Origin of the sequence: Flavobacterium sp. UBA6135, from assembly GCF_002428305.1 — a bacterium.
In the GTDB taxonomy this organism is placed as follows: Bacteria; Bacteroidota; Bacteroidia; order Flavobacteriales; family Flavobacteriaceae; genus Flavobacterium.
The window spans coordinates 33,941-51,828 of the sequence record NZ_DIVJ01000048.1 but is presented as its reverse complement, the minus strand read 5'-3'; the positions used below and the strand labels follow the sequence as shown (position 1 = coordinate 51,828).

At 32.7% G+C, this 17,888-nt stretch carries 16 protein-coding genes and 1 tRNA gene; 11 read left to right on the top strand and 6 right to left on the bottom strand.

Annotation, left to right across the window (positions count from 1 at the left end; all coding sequences use genetic code 11):
- The first annotated feature begins 27 nt into the window (after positions 1–27).
- The 5 genes from ftsZ to B3L86_RS11770 all read left to right on the top strand — a co-directional run bounded on the left by ftsZ (position 28) and on the right by B3L86_RS11770 (position 4,107).
- Positions 28–1,968 (top strand): cell division protein FtsZ, encoded by a 1,941-nt coding sequence (ftsZ, locus tag B3L86_RS11790; protein ID WP_291119340.1) that lies wholly within the window; start codon positions 28–30, stop codon positions 1,966–1,968.
- 107 nt (positions 1,969–2,075) lie between these two features.
- Positions 2,076–2,525 carry a GatB/YqeY domain-containing protein gene (locus B3L86_RS11785; protein ID WP_291119338.1) on the top strand — a complete coding sequence of 150 codons (450 nt, stop codon included), beginning with the start codon at positions 2,076–2,078 and terminating at the stop codon, positions 2,523–2,525.
- A 38-nt stretch (positions 2,526–2,563) separates the two neighbouring features.
- Positions 2,564–2,637, top strand: a tRNA-Arg gene (locus tag B3L86_RS11780).
- Between the two features lie 138 nt (positions 2,638–2,775).
- Positions 2,776–3,579, top strand: a complete 804-nt coding sequence (locus B3L86_RS11775) for a zinc-dependent peptidase (protein WP_291119335.1) — start codon at positions 2,776–2,778, stop codon at positions 3,577–3,579.
- Positions 3,580–3,687: 108 nt separating this feature from the next.
- Complete coding sequence (locus B3L86_RS11770) at positions 3,688–4,107, top strand: CBS domain-containing protein (protein ID WP_291119332.1); 420 nt, start codon at positions 3,688–3,690, stop codon at positions 4,105–4,107.
- A 120-nt stretch (positions 4,108–4,227) separates the two neighbouring features.
- Here the strand turns inward: B3L86_RS11770 and rpe are convergent, their stop codons facing one another.
- The 6 genes from rpe to B3L86_RS11740 all read right to left on the bottom strand — a co-directional run bounded on the left by rpe (position 4,228) and on the right by B3L86_RS11740 (position 11,836).
- Positions 4,228–4,887 carry a ribulose-phosphate 3-epimerase gene (gene rpe / locus B3L86_RS11765; RefSeq protein ID WP_291119329.1) on the bottom strand — a complete coding sequence of 220 codons (660 nt, stop codon included), beginning with the start codon at positions 4,885–4,887 and terminating at the stop codon, positions 4,228–4,230.
- Between the two features lie 242 nt (positions 4,888–5,129).
- A complete protein-coding gene (locus B3L86_RS11760; protein ID WP_007804760.1) occupies positions 5,130–5,993 on the bottom strand; it encodes a sigma-70 family RNA polymerase sigma factor in 864 nt (287 codons plus the stop codon).
- A gap of 81 nt (positions 5,994–6,074) precedes the next feature.
- Positions 6,075–8,492 carry an outer membrane beta-barrel family protein gene (locus B3L86_RS11755; protein WP_291119327.1) on the bottom strand — a complete coding sequence of 806 codons (2,418 nt, stop codon included), beginning with the start codon at positions 8,490–8,492 and terminating at the stop codon, positions 6,075–6,077.
- 196 nt (positions 8,493–8,688) lie between these two features.
- Positions 8,689–10,851 carry a polyribonucleotide nucleotidyltransferase gene (locus B3L86_RS11750; protein WP_291119325.1) on the bottom strand — a complete coding sequence of 721 codons (2,163 nt, stop codon included), beginning with the start codon at positions 10,849–10,851 and terminating at the stop codon, positions 8,689–8,691.
- Positions 10,852–11,016: 165 nt separating this feature from the next.
- Complete coding sequence (gene rpsO, locus B3L86_RS11745; RefSeq protein WP_112086130.1) at positions 11,017–11,286, bottom strand: 30S ribosomal protein S15; 270 nt, start codon at positions 11,284–11,286, stop codon at positions 11,017–11,019.
- 94 nt (positions 11,287–11,380) lie between these two features.
- Complete coding sequence (locus B3L86_RS11740) at positions 11,381–11,836, bottom strand: GAF domain-containing protein (protein ID WP_291119322.1); 456 nt, start codon at positions 11,834–11,836, stop codon at positions 11,381–11,383.
- A 71-nt stretch (positions 11,837–11,907) separates the two neighbouring features.
- Between B3L86_RS11740 and xrtF the strand changes: the two genes are divergently transcribed.
- Genes xrtF through B3L86_RS11710 form a run of 6 tightly spaced genes read left to right on the top strand, consistent with a single transcriptional unit; the run spans position 11,908 to position 17,881 of the window.
- Complete coding sequence (xrtF, locus tag B3L86_RS11735) at positions 11,908–12,465, top strand: exosortase family protein XrtF (protein ID WP_291119319.1); 558 nt, start codon at positions 11,908–11,910, stop codon at positions 12,463–12,465.
- A complete protein-coding gene (locus tag B3L86_RS11730) occupies positions 12,440–12,889 on the top strand; it encodes an exosortase F system-associated membrane protein (RefSeq protein WP_291119316.1) in 450 nt (149 codons plus the stop codon). Before xrtF ends, B3L86_RS11730 begins: the two co-directional genes overlap by 26 nt.
- A gap of 33 nt (positions 12,890–12,922) precedes the next feature.
- Positions 12,923–13,747, top strand: a complete 825-nt coding sequence (locus B3L86_RS11725) for an ATP cone domain-containing protein (RefSeq protein WP_291119313.1) — start codon at positions 12,923–12,925, stop codon at positions 13,745–13,747.
- 12 nt (positions 13,748–13,759) lie between these two features.
- Complete coding sequence (locus tag B3L86_RS11720; RefSeq protein WP_291119310.1) at positions 13,760–15,115, top strand: MBL fold metallo-hydrolase; 1,356 nt, start codon at positions 13,760–13,762, stop codon at positions 15,113–15,115.
- Positions 15,116–15,169: 54 nt separating this feature from the next.
- On the top strand, positions 15,170–15,586 hold the full coding sequence (locus tag B3L86_RS11715) for an HYC_CC_PP family protein (protein ID WP_291119307.1): 417 nt from the start codon (positions 15,170–15,172) through the stop codon (positions 15,584–15,586).
- Between the two features lie 60 nt (positions 15,587–15,646).
- Entirely contained in the window at positions 15,647–17,881 is a 2,235-nt protein-coding gene (locus B3L86_RS11710; protein WP_291119304.1) for a TonB-dependent receptor, read from the top strand.
- The last annotated feature ends 7 nt before the right edge of the window (positions 17,882–17,888 follow it).

Here is a 17,888-nt window from a genome sequence, read left to right as displayed (position 1 = left end):
AAAAATTAAATAGCAAAACCAAGTATTATGATAAGCAACTCAGATTTTGGAAGTATTTCATTTGATTTACCAAAAAACCAATCAAATGTAATTAAAGTTATCGGTGTAGGTGGGGGCGGTAGCAATGCCATCAATCACATGTTTAAATTAGGAATTAAGGGTGTAGATTTTGTGGTCTGTAATACAGATTCACAAGCTCTTCAAAATAGCCCGGTTCCCAATAAGATTCAATTGGGTGTTAATTTGACCGAAGGTTTGGGAGCAGGAGCAAACCCTGAAGTAGGTCAACAATCAGCCATGGAGAGTATGGAAGACATTGAAAAAATGTTGGACACCAATACTAAAATGATTTTTATCACTGCCGGAATGGGAGGCGGAACAGGAACGGGAGCTGCTCCGGTGATTGCTCAAATGGCAAAAGAAAAAGACATTCTAACTGTTGGAATCGTAACAATGCCTTTCCAATTTGAAGGGAAAGTGCGTTTAGAACAAGCCATGTCGGGAATTGAGCGATTAAGAAAACAAGTAGATTCTTTAATTGTTATCAATAATAATAAATTAAGAGAGGTTTATGGAAATTTAGGTTTTAAAGCCGGATTTTCAAAAGCTGATGAAGTTTTAGCTACTGCTTCTCGTGGAATAGCAGAGGTGATTACGCATCATTACACGCAGAATATTGACTTAAAAGATGCCAAGACGGTGTTGTCAAACAGCGGAACAGCCATTATGGGTTCTGCAACAGCATCAGGAGAAAACAGAGCAAAAGATGCTATTATTTCTGCTTTGGATTCGCCGTTGTTGAATGATAATAAAATCACAGGAGCCAAAAACGTATTGTTGCTTATCGTTTCTGGTTCTTCTGAAATTACTATTGATGAAATTGGTGAAATTAATGATCATATTCAAACTGAAGCCGGTTTCAATGCAAATATAATTATGGGTGTTGGAGAAGATGAAACATTAAATGATTCTATTGCTGTAACAATCATAGCTACGGGTTTTAATGTTGAGCAACAAAAAGACATCGTTAATGCTGAGCCAAAAAAGATAATTCATTCACTTGAAGATAGTTTAACTAATTCTATTGACTTACTTTCAAAAGTGGTTAATACGGTTTCAGATTTTAAATCTGACGAAGTAGTTTCTAAAACTTCAAATGAAGAAAAAATTGTTTTTGAATTAGTTGACGAGATGGAGGTTGTTGCTCCAACTACTGTTTCAGATTTAGTTCAAACAACAGAGGCTATAAAAAACATAGAAACTACTTATGAAATTGTTTCTCCATCATTTGAAAATCAATTAATACATACTACTTCTGAAATAAGAGAAATTTTTGTAAGAGAACCAGAGTTTGTTATTGTTGAAAAGAGAGAGCAAATTGCTTTTACTTTTGATTTGCCTACAAATCAAAACAAACAACCTGAAGCACAAAAGACCATCCTTTTTGACCTAAATCAATCAGCGGCAGCGGCAAATGAAATTCAAGTAAACAGTCCTATTCAGGTTGTTCCTATGACGGAATTAAATGAAACTGGAATAGTGCGTTACTCTCTAGAAGAATATATGGAAGTAGAAAACGATTTGTTAAATTCTAAGCCTGTATTAGCAAAAGTGGAAGAGTCTGTCCAGGAAGAATTAAATATCACTATGAAAAATGTTGAGCCTGTTACAGAAAAATTTTCAACTTCACATGAAGAAATTAATCCACTTGAGATGACAATTGAAGAGACTTTAAAATTTCGGGCAGATGAAAGAAGAAAGAAATTAAAAGATTTTAATTATAAGTTTCATAACAATTCAAATCGAATAGAAGAGTTAGAAAAAGAACCGGCATTTAAGAGAAGTGGAGTTGATATCTCAACAAATCCAATGTCAAACAACACATCCAGAATTTCATTAGGAACAGACAGTAATGATGATATTCAATTGCGTTCAAATAATTCTTTTTTACACGATAATGTAGATTAATACTACTAACTAACCTACCTTGTTCAACCCGAAAATGACACTGTTGTTTTCGGGTTATTTTTTTTACCTTTGCAACCTGTTTAAATAGGATATAAAATTATAAAACCATGAGTTTACAAAATACAATTAATGAAGAAATAAAAAATGCAATGCGAGCTAAAGATACATTGTCTTTAGAAGCATTGAGAGCGGTTAAATCAGCTATTTTAATGGCATTGACAGAAACGGGTTCAAAAGACGAATTATCGTCTGAGGAAGAGATTAAGTTATTACAGCGTTTGGTGAAACAAAGAAAAGACAGTGCATCAATATATGTTCAACAAGGAAGACAAGATTTGGCTGAGCCGGAATTGTTACAATCTGCTGTCATTGAAAAATTCTTACCACAACAATTAACAGAAGCAGAAGTAGAGGTAGCAGTTGCTCAAATTATTGCTGAGAATGGATTTTCTGGAATGGCATCAATGGGTCAGTTGATGGGAATTGCTTCAAAACAGTTAGGAGGAAGTACCGATGGGAAAACTATTTCAACTATCGTTAAAAAGCTTTTAGCATAATTTTATTTGTTGTAGATTCGTACACTAAATAAAAAAATGGCCTCGTAGTTCAACTGGATAGAATATCAGATTTCGGCTCTGATGGTTGGGGGTTCGAACCCCTCCGAGGTCACTTTTAAAAAGTAATAAAAGAAACAATACTCCAATAGTTTTGGTGTTTTTGTTTCTTTTATTGTTTGTAAGCATGCAGTAATAAATTGAAGGTTCAATTTTTTTAATATATTTACAAAACTGTCCCAATTATTTTTTCATGGTAGTCGTACTCGTTTTGTTAATAATACTTATTCTTCTTATTTTGTTTTTGTTTTTTGCTATTGTATTAAATACAATCGAACACTACCATCTTAAGCTATTTAACAAGCCGGTTTTTATTCATTTTTATATCTCACCTAAAATTGTATCTGAAAAGCAAAGGAATATTCTCAAAAATAAAATCCAGTTTTACAATAAATTAGACACAAAAAGAAAGCGTTATTTTGAACATAGAGTAGCTAAATTTATTTCGCATTATCAATTTGTATCAAAAGAAGATTTAGTTGTTACGGATGAAATGAAATTAATGATAGCTGGCACAGCTGTAAAAGTAACTTTCGGAATGCGAAAATACCTGCTTGATGTATTTGATAAAATAATTTTATATCCTTCTATTTATTATTCAACAGTTAATGATGCTTGGCATAAAGGAGAATTTAATCCTAGAATGAAAGCATTGGTTTTTTCATGGCAAGATTTTCTTAACGGCTATGAATATGAAAATGACAATCTAAATTTAGGAATTCACGAATTCGCACATGCAGCTCATTTACATGGATTAAAAAGAACAGATGCTAGCTCGTTACAGTTTGCAAAAATGTATGTAAAGATTAGAGAATACATTGAAAAACCCGAGGTTTTAGATAAATTGGTAGCATCCAATTATTTTAGAATTTATGCTTACACCAATCATTTTGAGTTCATAGCTGTAATTTTAGAACATTTCTTTGAAACCCCCGAACAATTCAAAGAAGAGCATCCTGAACTTTTTAATAAAGTAAGAAAAATGATAAATCTTTAATATGATATAACCTATTTATGAAAATTTAATTGATTTGGGCCTGACTTAAATCATTTTTTTTGTAAATTTATAAAAGCAATTTTGCTTCATAATTAAATACTTCGAGTTATGAAACAGAAAGTTCCAGTGTCGTCAATTATGACTAAAAATGTAGTTAAACTCAATATTACTGATGACTTAACTAAGGCGGAATATTTATTTAAAAAACATCATATAAGACACATTCCTGTTGTAAAAGACAATACAATTGTAGGGATGTTAAGTTTTACCGATTTACTTCGCATTTCTTTTGTGGATGCAGTTGATGACGATGATGATGTGGTAGATGTAACTGTTTATAATATGTTTACAGTTGAACAAGTTATGGCTAAAAAGCTAATTACAGTTTCTCCTGAAACAACCATAAAGGAAGTTGCAGAAATCTTGGCTACAAAAGAGTTTCATGCTTTACCAGTTGTTGAGGGTAACTTATTGGTAGGTATTGTTACCACTACCGACTTGATAAAATATTTAATCGAACAATATTAATCACAATTTAGAATACCAAAGTAACTGCTCTCATCCAATTGGACATATTAGAAAAGGCTATTCAAATAACATGAATAGCCTTTTTTTATAGTTACTATGCTAATTATTAGATTCCTATTTTTAGGAAAGCATTTTTTTCAATTCACTAATGGTTTCAGTTGGATTTTCTGCCTTAAACACAAAATTACCTGCAACTAATACATCGGTACCGCAATCAACCAATTGTTTAGCATTTTTGTTTGTTACACCTCCATCAATTTCTATTAAAGTTGAGGCATTATTGCGAAGGATTATTTCTTTTAATTGCTTTACTTTAGTGTAAGTTTGTTCAATGAAAGACTGTCCACCAAACCCCGGATTTACGCTCATCAAACAAACCAAATCAATATCTTTGATGATGTCTTCTAATAAACTAACTGGCGTGTGAGGATTTAATGCAACACCAGCTTTCATGCCTTCTGCTTTTATAGCTTGTAATGTGCGGTGTAAATGTGTGCAAGCTTCGTAATGAACGGTTAAGTTTGTTGAGCCCAATTGAGCAAAAGTTTTGATGTAACGATCTGGGTCAACAATCATTAAATGTACATCAATTGTTTTTTTTGCATGCTTAGTAATTGCTTCCAAAACAGGCATTCCAAATGAAATGTTTGGAACAAAAACCCCATCCATAATATCAATATGGAACCAATCTGCTTCACTATTATTTATCATTTCAATGTCGCGTTGCAAGTTGGCAAAGTCGGCAGCCAATACGGAAGGAGCAATTAAGGTGTTTTTCATGCTGTAGTTGTTTAATCTGTTTAGATTTTGTTGTGGTTAGTTATGATTTGCAAAGATAATTATATATCAGAAACTAGAATAAAAAAAAACTCCGGTAATCAGCCGGAGTTTCAATCATCAATCAAAAAACGAACAGTTTAAACTGTTTGTAGTCTTAGTATCTTTATTGCAATTTGTATACCAAATTTTTGTGAATGCAATTTACATTATTTTTTTTAAATACAAAAATTGACTTAAAAAGCCTATCCTAAATAGGTTTTAAGAATTTTACTTCTTGAAGTATGTTTTAATCTTCTGATAGCTTTTTCTTTAATTTGGCGAACACGTTCACGTGTTAAATCAAAAGTTTCTCCAATTTCTTCAAGCGTCATAGGGTGTTGGTCACCTAAACCAAAATACAAACGAACAACGTCAGCTTCTCTTGGGGTTAGTGTTTCTAGTGAACGTTCTATTTCTGTACGAAGTGATTCATGAATTAACTCCCTATCAGGATTTGGTGATTCACCTGAGCGTAAGACGTCATATAAATTAGAATCTTCACCCTCAACTAATGGGGCATCCATGGATAAATGACGTCCGGAGTTTTTCATACTCTCTTTAACATCATTAACGGTCATGTCTAATTCTTTTGCAATTTCTTCTGCTGAAGGAGGACGCTCATTAGACTGCTCCAATAAAGCATACATTTTATTGATTTTATTGATCGAACCAATTTTATTTAATGGTAATCTTACAATACGAGATTGTTCAGCTAAGGCTTGAAGAATCGATTGACGAATCCACCAAACGGCATAGGAAATAAATTTAAAACCTCTCGTTTCATCAAAACGTTGAGCGGCTTTAATTAAACCTAAATTACCTTCATTAATTAAATCGGGCAGTGTTAAACCTTGATTTTGGTATTGTTTTGCAACAGATACCACAAAACGTAAATTTGCTTTGGTTAATTTTTCTAGTGCCCTTTGGTCACCGGCTTTTATTCTTTGGGCTAATTCTACTTCTTCGTCTGCGGTTATTAAATCAACTTTACCAATTTCTTGTAGGTATTTGTCTAAGGAAGCGGTTTCACGATTGGTAACCTGCTTGGTAATTTTAAGTTGTCTCATTTAATTTGTCTCCTTGTTATTAAAGTTTCAGGTAGTTATACGTTCAATAAACCTAAAATGTTACAAAATAATTTAAAAAAATTATCTTATTCTTTCTTTTTCTTCTTCGTTGCCTGATTCTCTCAGTGCTACACCAAGTTTTCGGTTACCAAATTTATAACTGACTGATAATCTGATTGTGCGATCATCATAATAAATAGAACGAGTTTGTGGTGTGTTGTTTAAAGTAGAGCTTACATAAACAAAAGTAGATCTTAATAAATCAGAACCATATAATACAAAATTCCATCCTTTATCTCTTAATGAATAGCGAAGTCCGGCATCTAATCGATGTGATGAAGTGAAATTATTGAAAAGATTAAAACCAGGGGCATTATAACTGAAATTTATTTCTCCAAAAAAGTTTTTATTTTTATTTAAAGTGAAAGTATTATTAGTGTAGATAGCATAATTAAATCCATTTATTTCATCTGATGGTATGGTTTTGATAAAAGTTGTGGTGTTGTTATAGCCGTTTAAAGTATTGGAGCTTTCCCACCAGTTGAATTTATTAAACAAATAAGTTAAAGTCGCTCCCAAACGTTCTTGGTCATAAAAATTATCTCTAAACATTCTAGTAATTGGAGGATTTTGGTCTAATTCAATTAATGGAATTTGGAAACTTCCGTTTTTTGTGTTGGAATAATACAGTTTGAAAGTTATGTTTTCTTTGAAACTTTGATTGATTTCAAAATTGTCTGTAAACGAAGGTTGTAAAAAAGGATTTCCTTCTACAATTAAAAACGGACTAAAATACCATTTATAAGGATTCAAAGAGTAGAAATCTGGTCTGCCAATTCTTTTGCTATAATTCAAAGATATGGAATAATTTTCATTTGCTGTATAAAGTAAATAAGCGGTTGGAAAAAGCTGGTTGTAATTGAATTTATTGGTTTCATTTAAATCAGGATCTAATGCTTTTGTTATGCCAACGGTTTGTGTATTTTCATATCTAAGGCCTATCTGTGTTTGCCATTTTTCATTTAATGATTTAGAAAAGTTAGCATAAATGGATTGTGTGTTTTCAGTATAATCAAAAATATTAGTTTGTTGAGGGTCAACAATCGGACTGCCACTTGTTAAATCAAAAAAACTAATGTCACTAGTGTTGTCAACCCAACTTACTCTACCTCCAAACCCAAAATTTGCCCATTTTGAAGGAATTTCAAAATCAATTTTAGCACTATAATTTTTTAAATCTTGAATACTTTTATTGTTAGCTTTAATGTATGAAGGTCCCAAGTTGCTATTAGCATCATAATCTTGTGAAGAAAAAATACGATCTTGTGAATCAAGATATTCAAAATAATCAATATCAAAAGTCATTCGTTTGCCTATTGAATCGAGTTCTTGTGAATAAAATGCATTGATAGAATTATTTTTTGTTGTTGAATTGTTAAAGCCATTGGTCAAAATCGTTGTTTGTAAATTATTCGAATTGGAATCGTAGATTTTGGTGTTGTTAACATCATCAATGTCCGGTTTGTTGAACAAGCCAATGTATTTAAAGCCAACTTTAGCCTTTTCAGTAAGTTTGTAATCTAAATTAAATATACCTCTATAAACATCAACAAAATCCTCTCTTTTTGTTCTGCTTATCCAGTTTTCATCACTAAAATAAGTATCTGCTGTTTCCGTGATTTCGTTTGAACCTTGTTGTTTTACAAAATCCGTAAATAAACTTATTTTGTTTTTGTTATATGTAAAACCTATTCCGGTTGCAAAAGTTGCAAAAGTTGATTGTAAATAACTACTTCTAAGAGTAACAGCCCAAGAGTTATCGATTGCTTTTTTGAGTCTAATGTTAAGTAATCCACTATTTCCATCCGCAGAATATTTTGCCGGTGGTGTAGTTATAACTTCAATGCTTTTGATATTTTCTGAACTAATACTTCTTAAATAATTATTTAAATCTTCTCCTGATAAAGTTATAATTCTGTCATCAACCATCACACTTACATTGGTTTTTCCAATCATTGTTATGGCATTCCCTTGAATAGACACACCCGGTGTCCCTTTTAATAATTCATAACCATCCATTCCACTTGATCTAATGCTGTTTTCAACATTAAATACAGTACGATCAATTTTGGTTTCCATGATTCTTTTTTTGGCAACTATTTCTACTTCTGAAAGCTGGTTCGTGTCTTCAAAAGAAATCAAATTGCCTAAATTTAAGTCTTCAATTAAATTAAAATCGGTGGCATATATAACAACACCAACATAATAACAACGCAATTGATAGACTCCTTTTGGTAAAGAAATCGAGAAATTTCCATTTAAATCAGTTAATCCCGAGCCTTTAATTCTTTTGTCTTGGAGAAGTAAAATTTCAGAAGACTCAATTGTAACTCCTTTGTTGTCAATAAGCTTTCCACTCACGACAAAATCTTGAGCTTGAAGTTTAAGTAAACTTACAAATAGAAAAAATAGAATGGTGTAGGTTCTTTTAAAACTCATTTTAAAATTACAAGGCATTAAGACAAATATAATATAAATGTTAATAAAAGCTAAAAATTTTACAATTTTAAAACGTTAAATTCATATGAATTAATTTTACAACTATTTTTTTATGCATTCTATAATTTTTTTAAAAAATAAAAACCCTGACGTTCAAAATAGAAGTCAGGGTTTTGTGAATTAATAAATGAAATTACTAACCTTGTTTTGGTGTTATTTTATTATTTTCATCTCTTGGAGGTCTTGGTAAAAGAGCCTTTCTTGATACTTTTTCTTTTCTGGTTTTAGGATCAACACCTAAGTATTTCACTTGGAAAACATCGCCCATATTTACAACGTCGGTAACATTTTCGGTTCTTTCCCATGCTAATTCAGAAACGTGTAATAAAACTTCATTTCCTGGAGCGGCAGTATATTCTACAACGGCACCAAAATCTAACATTTTAATTACTTTTACTTCGTAAGCTTCACCCATTTGCGGTTTGAACATCAACGAATCAATTTTAGCTAATACTGCTGCAATTCCATCCGGATCTGTTCCTAAAATTTCTACCACACCTTGCTCATCTACTTCATTAATAACAATCGTTGTTCCTGTAGCTTTTTGTAATTCTTGAATTACTTTTCCTCCAGGACCGATTAAAGCACCAATGAAAGCACCTGGAATGGTACGCATGATGATTTTTGGAGCATGTTTCTTAACGTCTGGTCTTGGCGTAGCAATCGTTTCAACCAATTTACCTAAAATATGTAAACGGCCTTCACGAGCTTGGTCTAAAGCTTGCTCCATGATGTCATAACGCAATCCGTCGATTTTTATATCCATTTGACAAGCGGTAATTCCGTCTGCCGTTCCTGTAACTTTAAAGTCCATATCACCTAAATGATCTTCATCACCTAAGATATCAGATAAAACTGCAAATTTTTGACCGTCAGTAATTAATCCCATCGCAATACCTGAAACAGGTTTTACCATTTGAACGCCAGCATCCATCAAAGCCATTGTTCCAGCACAAACAGTTGCCATAGAAGAAGAACCGTTTGATTCTAAAACTTCTGAAACAATTCGAATTGTATATGGACATTCTGCAGGAATCATGTTTTTTAAAGCACGTTGAGCCAAGTTTCCGTGACCCACTTCTCTTCTTGAAGTTCCTCTTAACGGTTTTGCTTCACCGGTTGAAAAAGGAGGAAAGTTATAATGCAAGTAGAATTTTTCTTCACCTTGTTCTGATGGCGAGTCAATTTGATTCGCTTCTCTTGAAGTTCCTAAAGTTACAGTTGCTAACGCTTGTGTTTCACCACGTGTAAATAAAGATGAACCATGAACAGATGGCAAATAATCGATTTCACACCAAATTGGTCTGATTTCGGTTGTTTTTCTTCCGTCTAAACGAATTCCTTTTTCAAGGATAACATTACGAACAGCTTCTTTATTTGTTTTGTAGTAATATTTTCCAACAAGACCGGCTAAATCTGCATTTTCTGCATATTCTTCTTCGGTAAATAAAGCTTTACACTCTTCTTTTACTAAAGCAAATTTTTCAGTTCTTTCGCTTTTTCCCGAAGCGGCTTGAGCAATTGCATAACATTTGTCATAGGCTGCTGCTTTTACTTTGGCATAAACCGTTTCATCTTCAGGTTCGCCTTCATAGGTTCTAATTTCTTTTTTGCCAAATGCTTCTTGTAAACGCAATTGGGCTTGAATTTGAACTTTTATAGCTTCGTGAGCAAATTTAATGGCTTCCACCATTTCTTTTTCTGAAATTTCTTTCATCTCTCCTTCCACCATGGCTACTGAATCCATAGAAGCACCAATCATCATGTCGATGTCAGATAGTTCCAATTGAGCTTTACTTGGGTTGATGATAAATTTACCATCAAGACGAGCAACACGTACTTCAGAAATTAAATTGTAAAAAGGAATATCGGAAACAGCTAACGCAGCAGAAGCAGCCAAACCGGCAAGTGCATCAGGCATCACATTTTCGTCATGAGACATTAATTGAATCATTACTTGTGTTTCTGCGTGATAATCATCCGGGAAAAGCGGACGTAAAACACGGTCAACTAATCGCATGGTTAATACTTCACTGTCGCTTGGACGGGCTTCTCTTTTGAAAAAACCACCGGGAAATCTTCCTGCAGCCGCAAATTTTTCACGATAATCTACCGTTAAAGGTAAAAAATCTACATTTGGATTTGCTGTTCTGGCAGAAACAGCTGTAGCTAAAAGCATACAATCGCCTAAACGAACCACCACAGAACCGTCTGCTTGTTTCGCTAATTTTCCGGTTTCGATTGAAATGGTACGTCCATCTCCTAAATCGATAACCTCTTTTGTTACATTTGGAATCATAAAAATTCTAATTTGGTATTAATTATTAGGTTTCGTTGTGTTGTTGTGTGTAGTTGTTGTGTAACCCAATGAAAAACCAAACTTTTTTATTCCCTACCCAAAGGCAAACGGGAACTTTACGTTAAAATATGTAAAACAAAAAGGGGCACAAAGCCCCTTAGTTGATTATTTTCTAATTCCTAATTCTTTAATTAACTCACGATATTTCACAACATCTTTTTTCTTTAAGTAGTCAAGAAGACTTCTTCTTTTACCTACTAAAAGTACTAATGAACGTTCAGTGTTGTAATCATGACGATTTTTTTTCAAATGCTCAGTTAAGTGAGCGATTCTAAAAGTAAAAAGGGCAACTTGTCCTTCTGTAGAACCAGTGTTTTCAGCCTTTCCTCCGTGTTTCGCGAAGATTTCAGCTTTTGTTTCTTTAGTTAAATACATTCCAATATTATTTTAAATGATTTTTATGTATGAAATAGGTGTTTCCTAATTCGGTTGCAAAGGTAATTTTATTTTTTAGATGGACAAGTTTTTTCTAATACAACTTTGCAACTTCCTTGTTTACAAATTCCAAAAAACGTTCGTCTGATTCAGTAAATGGATCTAGGGCATGACTGTCAATGTCAATTTGGCCAATATTTTCGCCATTCACAAAAAGCGGAACGACGATTTCGGATTTTACAGTTATACTGCATGCAATATAATTATCCTGAGCAGCAACATCCGGAACTACAAAATTCTGATTAGAAACGGCAACTTGCCCGCAAATTCCTTTTCCGAAAGGGATAACGGTGTGATCGGTTTCTGCACCAACATAAGGACCAAGATGCAATGTTTGATTATCGTGATTTGCAAAATAATAACCTACCCAATTGTAGTAGGAAACATTATCTTGTAAATATTGGCAAAGATTTTTTAGTTTTTCGTTGATTTCAATATTCGGTTTTTGAAGTATTTCAATCACTCCAGGTTTTAGTTTCTCAAATTTCATTAGCTATTTTTTTGCAAATATAAAGTATTGAAAAACCTGATTTTTATATATTTTTGTTAAAAATCAATCCATTGAAAAACTATTTTACGCAATACAAACCCTTTTTGACTTTTTTGGCTAAATTCTTTTTGACTTATGCTGTTTTGACACTTCTTTATCAGTATTATTTGAGTCAATATGATGTGGCTAAAAATGAAAACGATCGATTTACGGAGGTAGTTGCCTCACAAACTCAAAAAACAATTGTTTTTTTTGGACATTCGAGCGAAATTCAACCGCATGAATCGGAACCGTCTTATAAACTATTTGTAAATCAAAAATATGTTGCCCGAGTTGTTGAAGGATGTAATGCAGTAAGTGTTATGATTTTATTTGTTGCTTTTGTTTTGGCTTTCAAAGGAAAATTAATTACAACTATGATTTTTATACTTTCCGGTTGTTTACTAATTCATCTTTTAAATATAATTAGGATTGCACTGTTGTCAATTGCATTGTTTTATTATCCACAACATGAGCATATTCTTCATGGGGTTGTTTTTCCTTTAGTAATTTATGGTGTAGTGTTTTTATTGTGGATAATTTGGGTAAATAAATTTTCTTTTTATGCTAAAACAACTTCAACAAGATAAAAAAGGATTTTTTATACTACTGCTTTGTTTGCTTGGTTTTGCACTTTTGCGTAATTACGAAACAGTAATGTTTTATGACCCATTTTTAAATTATTTTAAAAATGATTACCTCAATTTGCCATTTCCTGATTACAACTCTTTTGCGTTGTTTTGGAATTTATTATTTCGATATCTATTAAATACTTCTCTTTCTTTGCTTGTTTTATATGTAATTCTTAAAGATATACAACTTGTAAAATTCGCAATGATTCTATACTTGCTTTTATTTTTTGTATTAATTGTTGCTTTTTTTATTTTACTACAGTTTTCTAATGAAAGTTATAATTTTTTGTTGTTTTATATTAGAAGATTTCTAATTCAACCTTTGTTTTTACTCTTATTTATACCTGCTTTTTACATTCAAAAAAACGCTGGTTCCGAATAAATTTCATATCTTTAATAGTGAAATTCATTTGATATGAAAGTTACAAAATTTTCCGGTGAGTTGGTGCATTTTGAAAGGGAGAAGCTTAAGAATTCTTTACTAAAATCAGGTGCAAACGACAAAATAATCAGTCAAGTAATGCACGAGATTGAAAAAGCGTTATATGAAGGCATTCCAACCAAAAAGATTTATAAATTGGCTTTTCAACTTTTAAAAAGCTTTTCAAATGTTCATGCGGCACGTTACAATTTAAGAACAGCTATTCAAGATTTAGGGCCTGCTGGCTTTTATTTTGAAAAATACATCGCCAAACTATTTGAATTTGAAGGTTTTCAAACAATAACAAATCTAATTTTAGACGGAAAATGTGTTAGTCATGAAGTTGATGTGGTGATCAAATTAGACAATCAAATTGCAATGATTGAATGTAAGTTTCACGGCAATCAAGATGCTAAAACTGATGTAAAAGTGCCTATGTATATTCTATCACGTTTTAACGACTTAAAAGGTAAAAAAGCACATCTCTTTAATGAAAATGAGAGTATTGAAAAGTGCTGGATAATTTCTAATAATCGATTTACCGAAGATGCTGTCAAATTTGGTTTGTGTTGTGATTTACATCTTTTAAGTTGGGATTATCCGTTTGAAAACGGTTTAAAAAATAAAATAGATAGTTATCAAATGTATCCTGTAACTTGTTTGACAACTCTAACACGATTAGAAAAAGACAAGTTGTTAATGCAGGACATTATAACAGTGAAAGATTTGCTTAAAAAGCCAATCTGGTTGTCAAAAGTTGGTTTGAGTTCCAATAGAATAAATAACATACTCAAGGAAGCAAGCGAATTATGCAATTAAATATAATTTACTATGAAAATTCAATTTTTAGGAGGAACAGGTACAGTTACTGGCTCAAAAACACTTATTGAACATGATGAATTACGGATTTTAGTTGATTGTGGCATGTTTCAAGGTGTCAAAGCCTTGCGAGAACTAAATCGAGCACCTTTGTCAGTAGCACCTTCAACTATAGATTTTGTATTATTGACACATGGACATCTGGATCATTGTGGATGGTTGCCTTTGTTGGTGAAAAATGGATTTAAAGGAAAAATATTTTGTACTGCTCCAACCAAACAAATTGCAAAATTAATTTTAGCCGATAGTGCCAAAATCCAAGAAGAAGAAGCATCAAAAGCCAATCAGGAGCATTTTTCTAAACACAATCCGGCAGAACCTTTGTATACCGTTGCTGATGCAGAACAAGTAACTTCATTTTTTAGAGTGGTAGAGAAAGACCAGCAAATCCGCCTATCAGAAGATGCCTTTTTTTCATTTTTTCAAGCCGGACATATTTTAGGTGCTTGTTCTATTTCGTTGCATGTTGATGGAAAAGAGTTTGTGTTCTCTGGCGATATTGGTCAAGATGATGATGTTTTGATGTATCCGTCACAAAAACCGAAATCAGGAGATTTTATATTCTTGGAAAGTACCTATGGCAACAGAGTTCATCCTGAAACAGATGTTTATTTTGAGTTAGAAAATATCATCAATGAAACAGTTGCAAAAGGAGGAAACGTAATTATTCCAAGTTTTGCGGTAGAACGAGCTCAAACGTTAATGTATTTGTTGTGGCAGTTAAAAAAACAGAATCGAATTCCCGATATCCCTTATATTATAGATACCCCAATGGGAATTAAAGTTATTGATGTCTTTAAAGAAAACATAAAATGGCATAAACTGAATCCTCACGAGTGCGAAGAAATGTGTAGTGTGTTCACAATGATTTCTGACTTTGAAGATTCCATTGCAGCAATTTATAGCAAACAGCCCAAAGTTGTAATTGCCGCCAGCGGAATGATTACCGGCGGAAGGGTGTTATCTTATCTTGAAAGATATATTGATAAACCAGAGAACACAGTAATGCTGGTTGGTTATCAAGCTGAAGGAACCCGCGGTAGAAAACTTTTAGAAGGTGATAAAGAAATTAAATTTTTTGGCAAATATTATACTGTAAACGCAAGAGTTGTTTTGGTTGAAGGACTTTCTGCTCATGGAGATCAAAATGATTTACTAAATTGGTTGAAAGAACTACAAGCTCCACCCAAAATGATTTTTATGGTTCATGGCGAAAATGAAGCTGCCGATGCCTTACGATTAAAAATAATAGAAACATTTAATTACAACTGCAAAGTACCGCTATTGGGTCAAATTGTTGAAGTTTAATTGTTTTAACATCAAATTACTGTTGACTATTTCAAAAAATTGTACTTTTGCATTATGAATTTTAAAAAATCCATGAGCTTGTTTTTGGCTATTCACTTATTGGTTGCTACCAGTGGGTTGGCTTTTAATGTGCATTATTGTGGAGGTGAAATTGCTTCAATATCATCCATTTTTAATTTGGAAGAACCTTGTGAAATGGATGCTCAGCCTGATGAAAAATCATGTTGTAGTTCTTCTTTTTCCGATCATGATGGTTGTTGTTCTGACGAAACTGTTCAAGCCGATTTTGACGAAATGCTTGTTAGTCAAATCAACTTTGATTTCTCTTTTGTGGCGTTTCTTTCAAACTATCAACTTCCGGTTTTTGCTGAATTTACAGGAGAAATTAACAAAGAAGAGTTGCATTATTATTGTGATTCAAATACACCTCCGTTATATAAACTTTATTCTCAATTGGTATTTTACGCCTAATTTTAAATTAAACTGTTCTCACATTTAGTGAATTACTTTGTTTAATTTAAAATTTTTTACATGAAAAAAACCATAATCGTTTTCATCTTTTTACTCACTACAATTTATTCTTTTTCTCAAGAAAAAATAAACGGCAAAATTACTTATGAAAACAATCTACCACTTCCCGGTGTAAATATTTATTGGGAAAATACAGAAATTGGTACTGTTACAGACGAAAAAGGGAATTTTTCAATTCCTTATTCTTCAGAAAATACGGTCTTAGTTATAAGTTATGTTGGCTTTAAAACTGAAAAAGTCACGGTCATTGAACCTAAATTTGTGACTAAAAATTTAGAGTTTGACACCACACTTGATGAGGTGACATTAACTAAAGTTAGAAAATCACTTCAAAAAAATTACTTAACTCCAGCCAATGTTCAAACGATGACAAGCAAAGAATTGCTAAAAGCAGCTTGTTGTAATTTGTCTGAAAGTTTTGAAACCAATCCATCCATTGATGTGAATTTTTCGGATGCGGTTTCCGGTAGTCGTCAAATTAGAATGTTAGGATTGACAAGTCCCTATATTTTGATGACAGAAGAAAACATTCCGGCTATTCGTGGAGCTTCTCAGGCTTACGGACTTTCTTTTGTGCCCGGAACTTGGGTAGAAAGCATTCAAATTACCAAAGGAGCAGGTTCGGTAGCCAATGGTTTTGAAAGCATTTCAGGTCAAATCAATTATGAAATGATTAAACCTCATGATGATATCCCTTTTTTCTTGAATGCTTATGGTTCAACCGATTCACGCTTTGAGTTGAATACGCATTTTAATAGAAAAATATCCGACAAATGGTCAACTAGTTTGTTTCTTCACGGAAATGCAAGAGTTTCTAAAAATGACATGAATGATGACGGATTTTTAGATAATCCGATAGGTAAACAAATCAATGCCATCAATCGTTGGCAATATGTTGATGCCGAAAAAGGCTGGGTGAGTTTTATTAATCTTCGTTATATGAATGATGAAAAACAAACCGGTCAAGTAGATTTTGATCCGGATAGAGATAAAGGAACAACCAATTTTTGGGGTTCAGAAATCAGTACGGAAAAGTTAGATGTTTCCTCAAAAATTGGTCGTGTTTCTCCTGAAATTCCATGGCGAAGTTTTGGTTTTCAAAACGCATTCAATTATCATAAACAAAATTCGTATTTTGGATTAAATGAATATGATATCACGCAACGTAGTTTTTATTCCAATTTGATTTACAATTCGATTATAAGCAATACGTTACACAAATTTGCAACAGGTATTAATTTCACTTATGATCAATTTAGTGAAGTAGTGAATGCAACTGATTTTAGTAGAATTGACAATTCCATCGGAACTTTTTTCGAATACACCTATTGCAATGATGACGATTTGAGTTATGTTTTAGGCGGTCGAATTGATTATCACAATCGTTTAGGGGTTTTTGTTACGCCAAGAGCTCATTTACGATACAAACCTTTTGAAAAAACCACTTTTAGAGTTTCTGCCGGAAGAGGGAAAAGAAGTGCTAATATTTTTGCCGAAAACCAACAACTTTTTGCATCATCACGTCAATTTCAAATTTTAGATACTAACGGAAAAATTTACGGATTAGATGCTGAAATTGCATGGAATTATGGCGTTAGTTTTTTACAAGGATTTAAGCTGTTTGGAAAAGATGCTGAATTTTCAGTAGATTTTTATCGAACCGATTTTCAAAACCAAGCCATTGTTGATGTGGATAATAGTCCGCAACAAGTACTTTTTTATAATCTTGACGGAAAATCGTTTGCCAATAGTTTGCAAGTAGATTTGAGTTATGAATTTTCAACGCATTTCAACATTAGAACAGCTTATAAATATTATGATGTTCAAACAGATTACACGATTGGTTTAGTAGAAAGACCTTTGCAAGCCAAACATCGTTTTTTCACAAACATTGCTTATGAAACACATGTGAAAGATAACGGGCAACAATGGAAATTTGATTTTACCTATAATTGGATGGGAAAACAACGTTTGCCACGAACACAAACTAACCCGGAGGAATATCGATTAAAAGAATTTACAAATCCTTTTTCGGTGATGAATGCACAGGTTACCAAAACATTTTCTAGAACTTTTGAAGTCTATGTGGGAGCCGAAAACTTTGGAAATTACCAACAAAAAAATGCAATTTTAGGAAGCAACGATCCTTTTGGTGCGTATTTTGATAGTTCAATGGTATATGCTCCGGTTTTTGGTGCGATGTATTATGCCGGATTACGATTTAAAATTCAATAACAATCTC